Here is a 15,048-nt window from a genome sequence, read left to right on the forward strand (position 1 = left end):
GCTTGAGAGAACTATGCTGAAGGAACTCGGCAAATTGCACGCGTAACTTCGGAAGAAGCGTGACCCTTTTCCACGCAAGTGGAGGAGGGTGGCACAGACCAGGGGGTAGCGACTGTTTATCAAAAACACAGGGCTCTGCGAAGTCGCAAGACGACGTATAGGGTCTGACGCCTGCCCGGTGCTGGAAGGTTAAGAGGAGGGGTGCAAGCTCTGAATCGAAGCCCCAGTAAACGGCGGCCGTAACTATAACGGTCCTAAGGTAGCGAAATTCCTTGTCGGGTAAGTTCCGACCTGCACGAATGGCGTAACGACTTCCCCGCTGTCTCCAGCATAGACTCAGTGAAATTGAATTCCCCGTGAAGATGCGGGGTTCCTGCGGTTAGACGGAAAGACCCCGTGCACCTTTACTATAGCTTTACATTGGCATTCGTAGTGGCATGTGTAGGATAGGTGGTAGGCTTTGAAGCCTGGGCGCCAGCTCAGGTGGAGCCACCCTTGAAATACCACCCTTATCACTATGGATGTCTAACCGCGGCCCGTTATCCGGGTCCGGGACAATGTATGGTGGGTAGTTTGACTGGGGCGGTCGCCTCCTAAAGAGTAACGGAGGCGCGCGATGGTGGGCTCAGAACGGTCGGAAATCGTTCGCTGAGTGCAATGGCATAAGCCTGCCTGACTGCGAGACTGACAAGTCGAGCAGAGACGAAAGTCGGTCATAGTGATCCGGTGGTCCCGCGTGGAAGGGCCATCGCTCAACGGATAAAAGGTACGCCGGGGATAACAGGCTGATGACCCCCAAGAGTCCATATCGACGGGGTTGTTTGGCACCTCGATGTCGACTCATCGCATCCTGGGGCTGGAGCAGGTCCCAAGGGTATGGCTGTTCGCCATTTAAAGCGGTACGTGAGTTGGGTTCAGAACGTCGTGAGACAGTTCGGTCCCTATCTGCCGTGGGTGTAGGAATATTGAAAGGATCTGTCCCTAGTACGAGAGGACCGGGATGGACGGATCTCTGGTGGACCTGTTGTGGCGCCAGCCGCATAGCAGGGTAGCTATATCCGGACGGGATAACCGCTGAAGGCATCTAAGCGGGAAACCCACCTTAAAACGAGTATTCCCTGAGAACCGTGGAAGACGACCACGTTGATAGGCCGGGTGTGGAAGAGCGGCAACGCTTGAAGCTTACCGGTACTAATAGTTCGATCGGCTTGATCGTTCTCATTACTTATGCCCATTTTGGGCGACAATCCTTCGGATTGCGCCGAGATGGTTTGTTCTCACTCACGCTTGTTCCGCCCTGCGGGCGGCGCTACGTGGGTGCGGCGCATCGGCGCCGACGGTCGGTCGACCTTGCGAAGCTTCGCTTCGAAAGGCGCCATGACCATAAGAACGCTAAAGGCACACATAAGACCAGCGAACAGCTCAGAGAGAGCAGAACAGGGTTCCCTATTCGCTACTCACTATTGGCTATTCGCTCAAAAAGCTTCTCGAACAACGTGCGCTTTGCCGACCTGGTGGTTATGGCGGAGCGGCTGCACCCGATCCCATTCCGAACTCGGCCGTGAAACGCTCCAGCGCTGATGGTACTTCGTCTCAAGACGCGGGAGAGTAGGTCGCTGCCAGGTCTGCAAAACGCACGTTGTCAAAAAATCCAAATCTTCTCTCTACCAAAACAGGCCCGCCAATCGGGAACCCGGGCCGCGCAAGCGGCCCTTTCAGTTGGCGGAACTTGTACCTAAGTAAAGCGCTGACTTGCTTAAAAGTTGACGCGGGGTGGAGCAGCCCGGTAGCTCGTCAGGCTCATAACCTGAAGGTCACAGGTTCAAATCCTGTCCCCGCAACCAAATACCAAAACGGCCCGCCTCACGCGGGCCGTTTTGCGTTGGGAGACAGGCACGGCGCGGCCAGTTTGATCCTCATCAAGTTACCCGTGGTGACGACGCCCATTGTGAGTAGGCGCATATCGGCGATTGAACCCATCAGGTGCGCTTTCAGAGAAATAGATGTCTTTCGTCGTTACAACGTATAGCGGATCGCTTGGCTCGCCGCCTGAAGCACGGGCAGAAAGCGTTCCACCATCTCGGCCGGTTGGAAGCGCGCGGCCTGGGTGCCGATGTTGATGGCGATGGTGACGGTGCCGTTCTGCTGCCGGACCGGCACGGCGATGGAGCGCAGGCCGATCTCCAGCTCTTCGTTGATCGCGGCATAGCCCTGCTCGCGCACGTCGCGCAGCGTTTCGCGCAATCGATGCTTGTCGGTGACGGTGAAGCGGGTGCGCGGCTCCGTGCGAACACGATCGAGGTAGGCATCGATCTCGGCTTCGGGCTGATGGGCCAGGATCGCCCGGCCGAGAGAGGTACAATAGATCGGCAGGCGACTGCCGACGCCCAGGCCCACAGACATGATTCGGCGTGTGGCGGAACGGGCGATATAGACGATCTCATCGCCATCGAGCATCGCCGCCGAACTGGACTCTCCCGTTTCCTCGGAGATTTTCTCCAGGAAAGGCTGGAGCCTTGCCGGCACCGAAGCGGATGACAGGTAAGCATAGCCGAGGCGCAGGATGCGCGGACTGAGACTGAAGTAGCGTCCGTCGAATTCGGCATAGCCGAGCCGGGTCAAGGTGCGCAGATAGCGCCGCGCCGCGGCACGTGTGATGCCAGTCAGCTTCGCCACGTCCGTGAGCGTCAGGCGCGGGCGGACCATGTCGAATGCCTCGATGACCGCGAGGCCTTTTTCCAGGCTGGCGACGAAATCCCGGTCCTCGCCCCGTATTTCCCCAGCTCCAATCCGATCAGCTTGCATCGACATCTGTCCTCCCGGCGAGCCGCCATTGCGCAAAGGGCGCCCTCACTTGACTCTCAGATTCAATAGAGTACACATGTTCGTATTGGCTTGCAATGTTCGCAATGCGCACATTTATCGTCAACTGCCGCATCTGCGGACGAGTTATGGGAGGAAGGAACGTGAATTTCAGGAACTTGCTTGGCGCGGCTTTCGGCGCACTTCTTCTGGGCGGCGTCTGCTCCGCTGCAGCCGATACGGTCAAGGTCGGCATTATCGGGCCGTTCTCCGGTCCCTTCGCCCTCCAGGGGAAGAATTTCCAAGCGGGCGTCCAGGCCTATATGGGGCTCAACGGCAAATCGGTGGCCGGTCATGATGTCGAGGTCGTCTACCGCGACCTGCCTGCCGCCAACCCGGCGCAGGCGCGCGCTCTCGCGCAGGAACTCGTGGTGAAGAACAAGGTCCAGTATCTCGGCGGGGTCTATTTCACGCCGGATGCCATGGCGATCGCGCCGCTTCTGGTGCAAGCGAATACGCCCCTGGTGATTTTCAACGCCGCGACCTCGGCAATCCTGACGAAGTCGCCGCTGGCGGTGCGCACGTCCTTCACCACCGCGCAGACCACGACGCCGCTCGGCCAGGTCGTGGCGGATAACGGCGTCAAGAAGGTCATTTCCGCCGTCAGCGACTATGGACCGGGCATCGACGCGGAAGGCGCCTTTAAGAAGGCCTTCTCGGCGGCGGGCGGTGAGATCGTCGATTCGATCCGCATGCCGATGAACACCAACGATTTCAGCCCGATAATGCAGCGCGTCAAGGATTCCGGCGCCGAAGCTGTCTTTGCCTTCCTACCATCCGGTCCGACCACGCTCGGCTTCGTCAAGTCGTTCAACGAGACTGGGCTCAAGAAGAGCGGCATCAAGCTGTTCGCGCCCGGCGACCTGACGCAGGAGTCCGATCTTCCTGCGCTTGGCGAGGCGGCGGACGGCACGCTCACCACATTCCACTACGCAGTCTCGCACGACTCGCCGGAAAACAAGGCCTTCGTCGAGGCGGCCGGCAAGGCGCTGGGTAACCCCGCCGAGCTTTCTTTCCCGGCAGTCGGCGCGTTCGACGGCATGCACGTCATCTACAAGATGATCGAGGCGACCGACGGCAAGCAGGACGCCCAAAAGGCCGTCGATGCGGTCAAGGGCCTCTCCTGGACAAGTCCGCGTGGTCCCGTTTCCATCGATGCCGACACGCGCCACATCACCGAGAACATCTATCTGCGCCAGGTGGCGAAGGACGCCGACGGCAAGTTCATCAACAAGGAAATCAAGACCTTCGAGAACCAGAAGGATCCTGGTTTGGCCGCCAAGTAGGCAGCCCATGCCGGGATGCGGCTGCGAAGCCGCATCCCCAACCGCTCTCCACGGCCTGGCAGTTTTCATGCAGACGACCCTCAGCATCGCCACGGACGCCTTCGCCTACGGCATGGTGCTATTCATCATCTCGATCGGCCTGTCGCTGACAATGGGCCTGATGCGGGTTGTGAACCTCGCCCACGGCGCGTTCGCCATGATCGGCGGCTATATCGCCTCCTATATCACACGCGATCTTGGCTGGGGATACGTGCCGGCGATCCTGCTGGGCATTGCGGGTACCATCATCATCGCCGCGCCGTTCGAGCGCCTGCTGTTTCGCCGCATTTATGGCAAGCCGGAACTGCTGCAGGTGCTGATGACCATCGGCATCACCTTCTGTGTCATCGGCGTCACCAACTATTTCTTCGGCCCGACGCTCAAGACCATTCCCCTGCCGGATATCCTGACCCAGCCGGTCGATATCGGATTTCGCACGATTGCCGCACACCGGCTCTTCGTGATGGCCTGCGGCGTCGGCGTGGCTGCGGCGCTGTGGTTCCTGATCGAAAAGACGGGCTTCGGGATCAAGCTGCGTGCCGCGGTCGACAATGCCGCCATGACCGATGCGCTCGGCGTGCGCACGCCGGTCGTCTATGCCATCGCCTTTGCTGTCGCCGTCGGCCTTGCCGCCTTCGGCGGCATCATCGGCGCCGAGTTCCTGCCGGTGGAGCCCTATTATGCGCTGCGTTATATGGTGCTCTTCCTGGTCGTCGTCTCGGTCGGCGGCGCGGGCTCGATCCTGGGCACGCTCGTGGCTTGCCTGGCGCTCGGCGCGGTCGATACGGTTGGCCGCTACCTGATGCCCGATTTCGGCAATTTCTTCTTCTACGCGGCGGTCATCGCCATCGTTTTCGCCTTTCCTCGCGGTTTCTTCGGGAGAGCGCAATGACCCAGCCAGCCATGGACGTCTCCGCAGGCGCGCCGACCCGATCATACCCGCTCTATCTGCGCGACATGGCGGGTGTTGCCGCGATCCTCGTGGCCGGAGCGGCCGGTTACTGGCTGTTTCCGGACAACCTTGCGCTGCTTACCCGCATTATCGCCGTGGCGCTTTTGGTGCTCTCTCTCGACCTCATCACCGGCTATTGCGGCGTCGCTTCGCTCGGCCAGGCGACCCTGTTCGGCGTTGGCGCCTATGCGGTTGGCTTCGCCTGCGTGCATGGCGGTGTCACCGAACCGCTGACGCTTATGCTGATCGGAGCCGTTGCCGGGGCGACCGCCGGACTTGCCATGGGCGCCATCATGCTGCGCGCGCACGGGCTGGCGCAGCTCGTGCTCTCCATCGCCATCGTGCAATTGGGCCACGAGGCAGCAAACAAATTCACCGGCTATACTGGCGGCAGCGACGGTCTTGCCGGCCTGTCCGTCAGTCCGCTGTTCGGCGTCTTCGAATTCGATCTGTGGGGGCGCACGGCCTATCTGTTCGGACTCGCCCTCCTCGTTGTCGTCTTCGCGCTGCTGCGCGTTGTCGTCTCCTCGCCCTTCGGCGTCCTGTGCCGAGGCGTTCGTCAGGATCCGGTGCGGGTGAAGGCAATGGGAGCTTTCGTCTTTCCGGTCATCTTGAAAATGTTCGTTATTTCAGGGGCCGTAGCCGGTCTGGGCGGCGCGCTTGCGGCGATCTCGACTCAGGTGGTCGGGCTGGACAGCATCAGTTTCGAGCTTTCGGCGAACGCATTGGTCATGCTCGTTCTCGGTGGTCTCGGCACGCTCTACGGCGCGCTGGTCGGTACGGTGATCTTCATGGCGTTCGAACATGTCGTCTCGGCCATCAACCCCTTCCACTGGCTGACCATGGTCGGTGCGCTGCTGGTCGCGGTGGTGTTGGTCGCGCCGGGCGGGCTGGTCAATCTGGCGGGGAAGGTTGGCCGCATCGGTCGTAGCAAGGGGAGCAAGCCATGAGCGATCTCTTCCGCGTCGACGATCTGACCAAATCCTTCGGCGGACTTGCCGTCAGCCGCGCCATATCGCTGGCCATGGCTCCGGGCGAGCGGTTGGCGCTGATCGGGCCGAACGGCGCCGGCAAGACGACCTTCGTCAATCTGGTGACCGGCCAGCTCAGGCCGAATGCTGGCCGCGTCGTGCTGAACGGCGAGGACGTGACCTCGCTCGGCGCGGTGCGGCGGGTGCGTAAGGGGCTGGTCAGGACCTTCCAGGTGACGCGGCTGTTCGCCGAGATGACGCCGCGCGAGCACGTGACTCTTACGGTTCTCCAGCGCGAAGGTAAGGCGACCGGAATCATCGGCCGCTTCCTCGGCAATCACACGGTGGCGGAGGAAGTGGACGATCTGCTCGATGTCCTCGGCCTCGCCGAGAAGGCGGACCGTCCGGTTGGCGAGATCGCCTATGGCGAGCAGCGGCTGCTCGAGATCGCCATCGCGCTCGCATTGAAGCCGAAGGTGCTTCTGCTCGACGAGCCGGCCGCAGGCGTGCCCTCCAGCGAGACGCCGCGAATCGAACAGGCGCTGGCCCGCCTGCCCGACAGCCTCGCGATCATGATGATAGAGCACGACATGGACCTTGTCTTCCGCTTCGCCCGGCGTGTCGTCGTGCTGGCGGCGGGCGCGATCATCTTCCAGGGCCCGCCGGCCGAAGTCGCCGCCGACGCCAGGGTGCGCGAAGCCTATCTGGGGAATTACGCCAATGCCCGCCGCGTCGCTTGAGGTAAAGGGACTGAAGGCCGGCTACGGGCCGACGGTCGTGCTGGAGGATATCTCCTTTGCTGTGCCGGCGGGGTCGCGGCTTGCCGTGCTCGGTCGCAACGGCATGGGCAAAACGACGCTGCTGTCCAGCCTGATGGGCATGAACCGGCGCTATGGCGGCGCCATTCTACTCGACGGCGGCGATGTCGCTGCCTTGCGCAGTTCGGAGCGGTGCCGGCGCGGCCTGGGGCTGGTGCCGCAGACGCGTGACATCTTCAGGTCATTGACGGTGGAGGAGAACCTTCTCGTCGGCATCAAAGACAGGAGCCGTGGCGTCATCGCCGAGGCCTACGACATGTTCCCGCGGCTGAAGGAACGCCGGCGCAATCTCGGCTGGCAATTGTCCGGTGGCGAGCAGCAGATGCTTTCAGTGGCGCGCACCATCCTCGGGCGGCCTACGGTACTCCTTCTCGACGAGCCGCTCGAAGGACTGGCGCCGGTGATCTGCGAGGAACTGATGGCGGCATTCACACGGCTGGCCGCCAAGGGCGAGACAACGATCCTGCTGGTCGAGCAGAGGCTGGAAAGCGCGCTGGATTTCGCCCAGTCCATCGTCATATTGGAACGCGGCCGCATTGTCTGGCACGGCGCCGCCCACACGCTGCGTGCCGACCATGGACTGGTGGAACGCTACATCGGCGTCGGCGGACTGCATTGAGATCGCAAATGGCATTCGTACGCGCGAACGGCATCGTCCTCCACACGAAACTTCTCGGTCAGCCGGAGGGACCGGCGCTGGTGTTCAGCAATTCGCTCGGCAGCGATTTCCGCATCTGGGAGGATGTCGCAACGCTGCTCGGGCAGCGCTACCGCATCCTTCTCTACGACAAGCGCGGACACGGCCTGTCGGACGCGCCAACAGGCCCGTACACGATCGACGATCATACTGACGACCTTCTCGCTCTGCTCGATCAATTCGGCTTCGAGGCCACGGCGATCGTCGGCGTCTCGCTCGGCGGCATGATCGCGCAGCGCCTAGCGGCGCGGGCACCTGACCGGGCGAAGGCGCTAGTACTCTGCTGCACGGCCACCAGGATCGGGACGGCGGAAGGCTGGGCGAACCGCATCACCTCCGTGGAAAGCGGCGGCATCGAATCGGTCGCCGATGGCGTGCTGAAATTGTGGTTCACCGAGGCCTTCCGCCGAGACCGCGCCGCTGAGTTTGAAGGCTGGCGCAACATGCTCGTGCGCACGCCCGCCCATGGTTATCTCGCAAGCTGCGTGTCGGTGCGTGACGCCGACCTGCGCGCCGACGCGGCAGGGATCGCGGCGCCGGTGCTTTGTGTAGCGGGCGATCAGGACGGCTCGACGCCGCCCGACCTCGTGCGCGGCATGGCGGATCTCATCCCCAATGCCCGTTTCGTCCTGATCGAGGGCGCCGGCCACATTGCCTGCGTGGAAAAACCGGGCGAGCTCGCGGGCCTTATTGAAAACCATCTCGACGGAGCAGGTCATGGCTGAGGAGAGCGCGCACTACAAGGCAGGCACCGCTGTGCGCCGCAAGGTGCTAGGTGACGCTCATGTCGACCGCGCCAGCGCGCAGGTCGACGACCTCGACCACGATTTCCAGATCTTCATCTCCGAGGGCGCGTGGGGTTCGGTCTGGTCGCGGCCGCATTTTTCGCTGCGCGAGCGCTCGATCGTCACAATCGCCCTGCTGGCCGCCCTGGGCCAGCACGAAGAGCTCGCCATGCACATCCGCGCGACGTTGAACACGGGCGCGACGAGGGAGGATGTGCGCGAGGCGCTGATGCATGTGGCCGTCTATGCCGGCGTGCCGGCCGCCAACCACGCCTTCAAGATCGCCAAAGCAGTCTATGCCGAGCTGGAGCCAGAGAAATGAAGCTCCACAATCCGGGGCAAGGATGAAACCTCATGTCTGACCAGGGATCGTTCTTTCAGCGCGACAGAAGCTGGCATCCGCCGGCCTTCACGCCGCAATACAAGACCTCGGTGCTGCGTTCGCCGCAATTCGCGCTGCTGTCGCTCGAAAACACCGTTTCGGAGATGACCGGCCCGCGCTTCGGCCACAGTCAGCTCGGACCGCTCGATAACGACCTGATCCGCAACTACATGCAGACCGGCGAACCGATTGGGCAGCGCATCGTCGTGCACGGCAGGGTGCTGGACGAGAACGCCAAGCCTGTTCCGGGCGTGCTGCTGGAGTTCTGGCAGGCGAATGCGGGCGGCCGCTACCGGCACAAGAAGGAGGCCTACCTCGCGCCGCTCGATCCCAATTTCGGCGGCTGCGGACGCACCATCACCGACGAGGAAGGCCGCTACCGGTTCCGCACCGTCAAGCCCGGCGCCTATCCGTGGCCGAACGGCGTCAATGACTGGCGGCCGGCCCACATCCACTTCTCGATCTTCGGTCACGCTTTCACGCAGCGGCTGATCACGCAGATGTATTTCGAGGGCGACCCGATGATCTGGCAATGCCCGATCGTCTCCACGATCCCCGACCGCAACGCGGTCGGGCGGCTCGTCGCCGCGCTCGACCGCAACAACACTCTGCCGATGGACGCGCTGGCCTACAAGTTCGACATCGTGCTGCGCGGCCGCCGCTCGACGTTCTTCGAGAACCGCATGGAGGGCAACTGATGGTCCAGAGACTCGACATGCTCAAGGAATCGCCCTCGCAGACGGCGGGTCCCTACGTTCACATCGGCTTGACCCCGAACTGGTGCGACATCACCGGCGTCTATCCCGAGGATCTCGGCCGCACCATGGTTGGACCTCAGGCGAAGGGCGAGCGAATCGTCGTCACGGGCCGCGTCCTTGACGGCAGCGGCACGCCGCTCAAGGACGCGCTGATCGAGATCTGGCAGGCGGACGCCGCGGGCCTCCACAACAGCCCAATAGAGAAGCGTGGCAAGGCCGATCCACACTTCACCGGCTGGGGCCGCCAGCCGACGGACGGCGCGACGGGCGAATACCGCTTCGAGACGATCAAGCCCGGCCGCGTCCCCTATGTGGATGGCCGGCCGATGGCGCCGCACATCATTTTCTGGATCGTCGCGCGTGGTATCAATATCGGCCTTCACACCCGCATGTATTTTGCCGACGAAGAAACGGCCAATGCCGAGTGCCCAGTGCTGGCGTGCATCGAACTCCGGGTGCGCGTGCCGACACTGATCGCCCGGCGCATGGAGGAAGACGGCCGCGCCGTCTACACCTTCGACATCCGCCTCCAGGGCGAAAACGAAACCGTGTTTTTCGACGTCTGAATGCGCAATCGCAGAACCACTGAAAGCAGATCATGGCCAAGTTCCAGAGCCTCCCGGAGGCCGTCGCCGAGAACCTCCACGACGGCGACACCGCCGCCTTCGAGGGTTTCACCCACCTCATCCCGCACGCCGCCGCGCATGAAGCGATCCGGCAGCGCCGCATGGACCTGACCCTCATCCGCATGACGCCCGACATCATCTACGACCAGATGATCGGCATGAGGATGGCGAAGAAGGTGATCTTCTCCTATGCCGGCAATCCGGGCGTCGGCCTGCTCAGGCGTATGCGAGACGCGATCGAGAACGGATGGCCGCGCTCGATCGAGACCCTCGAGCACAGCCACGCCGCGATGGCCAACGCCTACGAGGCCGGTGCCGCCGGCCTGCCCTGCGCGGTCTTCCGCGGCTATGTCGGCGCCGACCTGCCCAAGGTCAATCCCGAGATCAGGAGCGTCACCTGTCCCTTCACCGGCGAAAAGCTCGCCGCGGTCCCGGCGCACCGTCCCGATGTCGCCTTCATCCACGCCCAGAAGGCCAGCCGCCGCGGCGACATTCTGATCGAAGGCATCATTGGCGTACAGAAGGAGGTGGCGCTGGCAGCCAGGCGCGTCGTGGTGACCGTGGAGGAGATCGTCGATGATTTCGATGACCTGCATCCGAATCTGTGCATCCTGCCGCACTGGACGATAGCGTCGGTGGCGCATGTTCCCGGGGGCGCCCACCCATCCTACACGCAGGGCTATTACGCCCGCGACAACGCCGCCTATCTCCTGTGGGACAAGATCTCGGCCGACCGGGCGCTTTTCACCGAATGGATGCAGAAGAACGTGCTCGACGCCGGACCCGAGGTCTTCGCAGCGCGCGTCGAAGGATTGTGAGCCGATGACCAGCGATTTCACGCCCAACGAGATGATGACGATTGCAGCCTCGCGCGCGCTTTCCAACAACGACGTCTGCTTCGTCGGCATCGGCGCCCCGTCGGCCGCCTGCAACGTGGCGCGACTGACCCACGCGCCCGAGATCACGCTGATCTACGAAAGCGGCACGATCGGCACCGCACCGGACGTGCTGCCGTTGTCCATCGGCGATGGCGAGCTTTGCGAGACGGCGCTCACCACTGTGGCCGTGCCGGAAATGTTCCGTTACTGGCTGCAGGGCGGGCGCATCTCGATCGGCTTCCTCGGCGCCGCCCAGCTCGACCGCTTCGGCAACATCAACACCACCGTCATCGGCGACTACCGCAAGCCGAAGGTGCGTCTGCCCGGCGGCGGCGGCGCGCCGGAGATCGCAACCTCTTGCGGTCAGATCTTCATCACCATGAAGCAGGCCACGCGCGGGTTCGTCGAGAAGCTCGATTTCTATACCTCCTTCGGCCACGGTGACGGCGGCGACCATCGCCAGCGCCTCGGTCTCAAAACGAAGGGACCGACGCTGCTGATCACCGATCTGGCCGTCTGGAAGCCCGATCCGGAGAGCAAGGAATTCACGGCCGTTTCCATGCATCGCGGCGTCACGCGCGACATGGTGCAGGAAACCTGCGGCTGGAAGGTGCGCTTCTCCGACAGGCTGGAAGAAACGCCATCGCCTACCGAACTGGAGCTTTCGACCTTGCGCGACCTGCAGCGGCGGACTGAACTGGCGAATGGCGGAAAGAGGGGCCAATGAGATGAGTGAGGCTTTCATCTGCTCCTTCGTCCGCACGCCCATCGGCCGCTATGGCGGTGCGCTGTCGACGGTGCGGGCCGACGATCTTGGCGCGATCCCGCTGAAGGCCCTGCTCGAGCGCTATCCGGGCGTCGATTTCGAGGCGGTCGACGACGTCGTCTACGGCTGCGCCAACCAGGCCGGCGAGGACAACCGCAACGTGGCGCGCATGTCGCTGCTTCTCGCCGGCCTGCCACATACGGTGTCTGGCACGACCATCAACCGGTTGTGCGGCTCCGGAATGGAAGCGCTGATCACCGCAGCGCGAGCCATCAAGTCCGGCGAGGCGGAACTGATGATCGCCGGCGGCGTCGAGAGCATGTCGCGCGCGCCCTTCGCTATTGGCAAGGCGGAGGTCGCCTTCTCGCGTGCGGCCGAGATTTTCGACACCACGATCGGCTGGCGCTTCGTCAATCCGCTGATGAAGAAGCAATACGGTGTCGATTCCATGCCGGAAACCGGCGAGAACGTCGCCGAGGCGTTCCAGATCTCGCGTGCCGACCAGGACGCCTTCGCCTTGCGTTCGCAGCGGAAGGCGGTGTCCGCGCAAGAGAACGGCCGTCTGGCGAAGGAGATCGTTCCCGTGACGATCCCGAAGGGAAAGGGCGATCCGGCCGTCGTCTCAAAAGACGAGCATCCGCGCGCCGACACCACGCTGGAGGTCCTAGCCAAGCTGCCGACACCGTTTCGGGAAGGCGGCACCGTCACGGCGGGCAATGCGTCCGGCGTCAATGACGGCGCCGCGGCGCTGATCGTTGCCTCCGAAGGCGCGATGCGCAAATACAGGCTCGAACCGCTTGCCCGCGTGGTCGGCGGTGCCGCGGCCGGCGTACCGCCGCGCATTATGGGGTTCGGCCCGGCGCCCGCAACCCGGAAATTATGCGCGCGGCTCGGTCTCAAGCCGTCCGACTTCGACGTGATCGAACTCAACGAAGCCTTCGCCAGCCAGGGCATAGCGGTGCTGCGCGATCTGGGCATTGCTGAAGACGCCGATTTCATCAACCCGAACGGCGGGGCGATCGCGCTCGGCCATCCGCTCGGCATGTCGGGCGCACGCATTGCCGGCACCGCGGCTCTGGAGTTGAAGCTGACGGGCAAGCGCCGGGCACTGGCGACCATGTGCATCGGCGTCGGCCAGGGCATTTCCGTCGTGCTCGAGGGCGTCTAAGGTAAGCCTGATGACCGGTGCAACCTCACGACCGCTGGTTTCGGCCCTCGTCGGCGGCGAGGCGGTCGGGGCGATTTTCTCCAACGAGGCGGAACTCGCTGCGTTGCTCCAGGTGGAAGCCGCGCTCGCGGCAGCCGAGGCGCAAGCTGGATTGATCGAGGCGGATGCGGCATCGGCCATCGCGGAGACTTGTGACAATTTCCGCCCAGACTGGCCGGGGCTGGCCGAAGGCCTGGCGAAGGACGGCGTCATCGTACCGGAACTGGTCCGCCAGCTTCGAGCCACGGTCGGTGCGTCCCACGCGGCGGCGGTCCATAAAGGCGCGACCAGCCAGGACATCATCGATACGGCGCTGATGTTGCGCCTGAAACACGCGGCGGCAACCTTCATGAACGGGCTCGGCACGCTTGCAGCGCTGTTACGGCAACTCAAGACGCGCCATGGAGCCGTGCCGCTAATGGCGCACACGCGCATGCAGCGGGCGGTTCCCTTCACCGTCGCCGACAAGATCGACACCTGGGTTGCGCCGCTGGAGCGGCAGACGGCGGCGCTGGATCTGATGAACAGTGACCTCTTCGTCGTTCAACTCGGCGGCCCGGTCGGCACGCGGGCCAGCTTCAATGGCATGGGCGATGCCATCGCGCGGGCAATGGCCGACATGCTGGGCCTTGGCGATGCACCTTGCTGGCATTCCCAGCGCGACCGGATCGCGGTCTTCGCGTCCTGGCTTTCGGTGACGTCGGGCATTTTCGGCAAGATCGGCCAGGACATCGCGCTGATGGCGCAAAACGAGGTCGGCGACGTTGGCATCGTCGGTGGTGGTGGGTCTTCCGCCATGCCGCATAAATCCAATCCAGTGCAGGCGGAGCTGCTGGTCGCACTGGCTCGCCTGAACGCCGGGCTGCTCGGCACGCTCAATCAGGCGCTGGTGCATGAGAACGAGCGTTCCGGGGCGGCCTGGACGCTGGAATGGCTGGTGCTGCCGCAGATGACGGTCGCGACGGCGGCGGGCATGGAAAAGGCGGCCACACTGTTCGAAGGGTTGCACTTCCTGCCTGGCGAACCCGACAGCTAGGGTCGGGACTCGGGCGAACCGCGCCGCTGTTGCAGCGCCCTGTATTGCAGCGGGGTCATTCCCGTCCGCTGCCTGAAAAAGCGCGCGAAATAGGCAGGGTCGTCGAAGGAAAGCGTGAGCGCCACCTGCTTGGCGCTCAGCGTTGTGAAGGTCAAATGCCGCTTGGCCTCCAGCACAAGCCGCTGGTGAATGACGTCAAGCGCGCTCGAACCGAGATGCTGCCGGCAAAGGCGGTTGAGATGCGCGGCCGTCAACCCTAACCGCTGAGCATAGGCTTCTATCGGCAGGTGCCTGCGGTAATCCTGGCCGACGAGATCCCGAAAGCGTTGCAGATGGCGCATTGCCTTTTCGGCGGTCGACGCATCGCTTCGGTCGTGCGGCAAGCGCTGCCGATGCAGCGTGACCAGAATTAGCGCCAGCCTGGCCTCGATGACGGCGAGCCGCCCCGGCGCATGGCCCTCGAACTCCCGCGCCAGCGCTGCGATGTCGGCAGCGATCGCATCAGCCTGATCTTGTGCGTCGAGCGGCACGATGCGCGGCGCGCGGAAACTAGCCATCGCTTCCGGCACTGCGCCGAGGATGTCGCCAAGCCGGTTGTCGAACAGGGTCAGAACGCTGCCCTCCACGTCGGGCGAGAAGGTGTAGCCGTGCACGATCAGCGGCGGCAGGACGATGACGCATGGGCCGGTCAGCGTCCGCTGCTGGCCGTCCGAGATGAACTCCGCCCGGCCGCTCTTCAGATGCAGGATCTGGAACAGGGTCTCGTGCCGATGCGGCTCGATGAGGTAGCCGTGAAGGCTGCTGCGTGACTGGATCGTCTCGCAGTGCAGCCAGTCGGCGCCGGGATCGGCGGCGACTTCGCCATAGAGCGCATAAGTTGGAATGGCATGGGCGGTCATGGCGGCGCCGATCTCTCTAGGAATGTTCGGATTGTCCTATCCTAAGCCTGCTTTGTCCATTGGCAGGCGGTCGCTCAGGCGCGATT

At 63.4% G+C, this 15,048-nt stretch carries 15 protein-coding genes, 1 tRNA gene and 2 rRNA genes (1 of these 18 cut by a window edge); 16 read left to right on the plus strand and 2 right to left on the minus strand.

What is annotated here, in order from left to right; genetic code table 11:
- The 3 genes from A9K68_RS09940 to A9K68_RS09950 all read left to right on the plus strand — a co-directional run.
- Positions 1 to 1,216, plus strand: a 23S ribosomal RNA gene (locus tag A9K68_RS09940) (it extends 1,605 nt beyond the left edge of the window).
- A 294-nt stretch (positions 1,217 to 1,510) separates the two neighbouring features.
- Positions 1,511 to 1,625 (plus strand): 5S ribosomal RNA (gene rrf / locus A9K68_RS09945).
- 142 nt (positions 1,626 to 1,767) lie between these two features.
- Positions 1,768 to 1,844: transfer RNA gene (locus A9K68_RS09950), tRNA-Met, on the plus strand.
- Positions 1,845 to 2,016: 172 nt separating this feature from the next.
- On the opposite strand, the gene A9K68_RS09955 is transcribed toward A9K68_RS09950, so the two are convergent.
- Positions 2,017 to 2,805 carry an IclR family transcriptional regulator C-terminal domain-containing protein gene (locus tag A9K68_RS09955; RefSeq protein ID WP_203546923.1) on the minus strand — a complete coding sequence of 263 codons (789 nt, stop codon included), beginning with the start codon at positions 2,803 to 2,805 and terminating at the stop codon, positions 2,017 to 2,019.
- 146 nt (positions 2,806 to 2,951) lie between these two features.
- Here A9K68_RS09955 and A9K68_RS09960 point away from each other — a divergent pair, with 146 nt between their 5' ends.
- From A9K68_RS09960 to A9K68_RS10020, 13 genes are all read left to right on the plus strand, one after another.
- Entirely contained in the window at positions 2,952 to 4,148 is a 1,197-nt protein-coding gene (locus A9K68_RS09960; RefSeq protein WP_065007639.1) for an ABC transporter substrate-binding protein, read from the plus strand.
- Positions 4,149 to 4,215: 67 nt separating this feature from the next.
- Complete coding sequence (locus A9K68_RS09965; RefSeq protein WP_065007638.1) at positions 4,216 to 5,079, plus strand: branched-chain amino acid ABC transporter permease; 864 nt, start codon at positions 4,216 to 4,218, stop codon at positions 5,077 to 5,079.
- A gap of 65 nt (positions 5,080 to 5,144) precedes the next feature.
- Complete coding sequence (locus A9K68_RS09970) at positions 5,145 to 6,089, plus strand: branched-chain amino acid ABC transporter permease (RefSeq protein ID WP_246811406.1); 945 nt, start codon at positions 5,145 to 5,147, stop codon at positions 6,087 to 6,089.
- The gene (locus A9K68_RS09975) at positions 6,086 to 6,850 is read left to right on the plus strand and encodes an ABC transporter ATP-binding protein (RefSeq protein ID WP_065007637.1); all 765 of its coding nucleotides are present in this window, start codon (positions 6,086 to 6,088) and stop codon (positions 6,848 to 6,850) included. The genes A9K68_RS09970 and A9K68_RS09975 overlap by 4 nt, the downstream gene beginning before the upstream one ends.
- Positions 6,831 to 7,547, plus strand: a complete 717-nt coding sequence (locus A9K68_RS09980; RefSeq protein WP_065007636.1) for an ABC transporter ATP-binding protein — start codon at positions 6,831 to 6,833, stop codon at positions 7,545 to 7,547. The genes A9K68_RS09975 and A9K68_RS09980 overlap by 20 nt, the downstream gene beginning before the upstream one ends.
- A gap of 8 nt (positions 7,548 to 7,555) precedes the next feature.
- Positions 7,556 to 8,350, plus strand: coding sequence for a 3-oxoadipate enol-lactonase (gene pcaD, locus A9K68_RS09985; RefSeq protein WP_065007635.1), 795 nt, complete (start codon positions 7,556 to 7,558; stop codon positions 8,348 to 8,350).
- A complete protein-coding gene (gene pcaC, locus A9K68_RS09990; protein ID WP_065007634.1) occupies positions 8,343 to 8,732 on the plus strand; it encodes a 4-carboxymuconolactone decarboxylase in 390 nt (129 codons plus the stop codon). The genes pcaD and pcaC overlap by 8 nt, the downstream gene beginning before the upstream one ends.
- 32 nt (positions 8,733 to 8,764) lie before the next feature.
- Positions 8,765 to 9,490 (plus strand): protocatechuate 3,4-dioxygenase subunit beta, encoded by a 726-nt coding sequence (pcaH, locus tag A9K68_RS09995; RefSeq protein ID WP_065007633.1) that lies wholly within the window; start codon positions 8,765 to 8,767, stop codon positions 9,488 to 9,490.
- Positions 9,490 to 10,116 carry a protocatechuate 3,4-dioxygenase subunit alpha gene (pcaG, locus tag A9K68_RS10000; protein ID WP_065007632.1) on the plus strand — a complete coding sequence of 209 codons (627 nt, stop codon included), beginning with the start codon at positions 9,490 to 9,492 and terminating at the stop codon, positions 10,114 to 10,116. The genes pcaH and pcaG overlap by 1 nt, the downstream gene beginning before the upstream one ends.
- Positions 10,117 to 10,148: 32 nt before the next feature.
- Entirely contained in the window at positions 10,149 to 10,994 is an 846-nt protein-coding gene (locus A9K68_RS10005; protein WP_065007631.1) for a CoA-transferase, read from the plus strand.
- Between the two features lie 4 nt (positions 10,995 to 10,998).
- On the plus strand, positions 10,999 to 11,781 hold the full coding sequence (locus tag A9K68_RS10010; RefSeq protein WP_065007630.1) for a CoA-transferase subunit beta: 783 nt from the start codon (positions 10,999 to 11,001) through the stop codon (positions 11,779 to 11,781).
- A gap of 1 nt (position 11,782) precedes the next feature.
- Positions 11,783 to 12,988: a 3-oxoadipyl-CoA thiolase gene (gene pcaF, locus A9K68_RS10015; protein ID WP_065007629.1), complete on the plus strand. Its 1,206-nt coding sequence runs from the start codon at positions 11,783 to 11,785 to the stop codon at positions 12,986 to 12,988.
- Positions 12,989 to 12,998: 10 nt separating this feature from the next.
- On the plus strand, positions 12,999 to 14,063 hold the full coding sequence (locus tag A9K68_RS10020; RefSeq protein WP_065007628.1) for a 3-carboxy-cis,cis-muconate cycloisomerase: 1,065 nt from the start codon (positions 12,999 to 13,001) through the stop codon (positions 14,061 to 14,063).
- On the opposite strand, the gene A9K68_RS10025 is transcribed toward A9K68_RS10020, so the two are convergent.
- Positions 14,060 to 14,962, minus strand: a complete 903-nt coding sequence (locus A9K68_RS10025; protein WP_065007627.1) for a helix-turn-helix domain-containing protein — start codon at positions 14,960 to 14,962, stop codon at positions 14,060 to 14,062. The genes A9K68_RS10020 and A9K68_RS10025 overlap by 4 nt on opposite strands.
- Between the last annotated feature and the right edge of the window lie 86 nt (positions 14,963 to 15,048).

It is taken from the genome of Mesorhizobium sp. AA22 (assembly GCF_001672375.2).
Classification (GTDB): domain Bacteria; phylum Pseudomonadota; class Alphaproteobacteria; order Rhizobiales; family Rhizobiaceae; genus Mesorhizobium; species Mesorhizobium wenxiniae.

Excerpts from the sequence above, each read along its gene's own strand:
- A9K68_RS09955 (WP_203546923.1), bottom strand. The coding sequence starts at position 2,805 with ATGCAAGCTGATCGGATTGGAGCTGGGGAAATACGGGGCGAGGACCGG.
- A9K68_RS09965 (WP_065007638.1), top strand. The coding sequence starts at position 4,216 with ATGCAGACGACCCTCAGCATCGCCACGGACGCCTTCGCCTACGGCATG.
- A9K68_RS09975 (WP_065007637.1), top strand. The coding sequence starts at position 6,086 with ATGAGCGATCTCTTCCGCGTCGACGATCTGACCAAATCCTTCGGCGGA.
- A9K68_RS10020 (WP_065007628.1), top strand. The coding sequence starts at position 12,999 with ATGACCGGTGCAACCTCACGACCGCTGGTTTCGGCCCTCGTCGGCGGC.
- pcaC (WP_065007634.1), top strand. The coding sequence starts at position 8,343 with ATGGCTGAGGAGAGCGCGCACTACAAGGCAGGCACCGCTGTGCGCCGC.
- A9K68_RS09980 (WP_065007636.1), top strand. The coding sequence starts at position 6,831 with ATGCCCGCCGCGTCGCTTGAGGTAAAGGGACTGAAGGCCGGCTACGGG.
- pcaF (WP_065007629.1), top strand. The coding sequence starts at position 11,783 with ATGAGTGAGGCTTTCATCTGCTCCTTCGTCCGCACGCCCATCGGCCGC.
- A9K68_RS10010 (WP_065007630.1), top strand. The coding sequence starts at position 10,999 with ATGACCAGCGATTTCACGCCCAACGAGATGATGACGATTGCAGCCTCG.
- A9K68_RS10025 (WP_065007627.1), bottom strand. The coding sequence starts at position 14,962 with ATGACCGCCCATGCCATTCCAACTTATGCGCTCTATGGCGAAGTCGCC.
- pcaG (WP_065007632.1), top strand. The coding sequence starts at position 9,490 with ATGGTCCAGAGACTCGACATGCTCAAGGAATCGCCCTCGCAGACGGCG.
- A9K68_RS09960 (WP_065007639.1), top strand. The coding sequence starts at position 2,952 with ATGGGAGGAAGGAACGTGAATTTCAGGAACTTGCTTGGCGCGGCTTTC.
- A9K68_RS09970 (WP_246811406.1), top strand. The coding sequence starts at position 5,145 with ATGGCGGGTGTTGCCGCGATCCTCGTGGCCGGAGCGGCCGGTTACTGG.
- pcaH (WP_065007633.1), top strand. The coding sequence starts at position 8,765 with ATGTCTGACCAGGGATCGTTCTTTCAGCGCGACAGAAGCTGGCATCCG.
- pcaD (WP_065007635.1), top strand. The coding sequence starts at position 7,556 with ATGGCATTCGTACGCGCGAACGGCATCGTCCTCCACACGAAACTTCTC.
- A9K68_RS10005 (WP_065007631.1), top strand. The coding sequence starts at position 10,149 with ATGGCCAAGTTCCAGAGCCTCCCGGAGGCCGTCGCCGAGAACCTCCAC.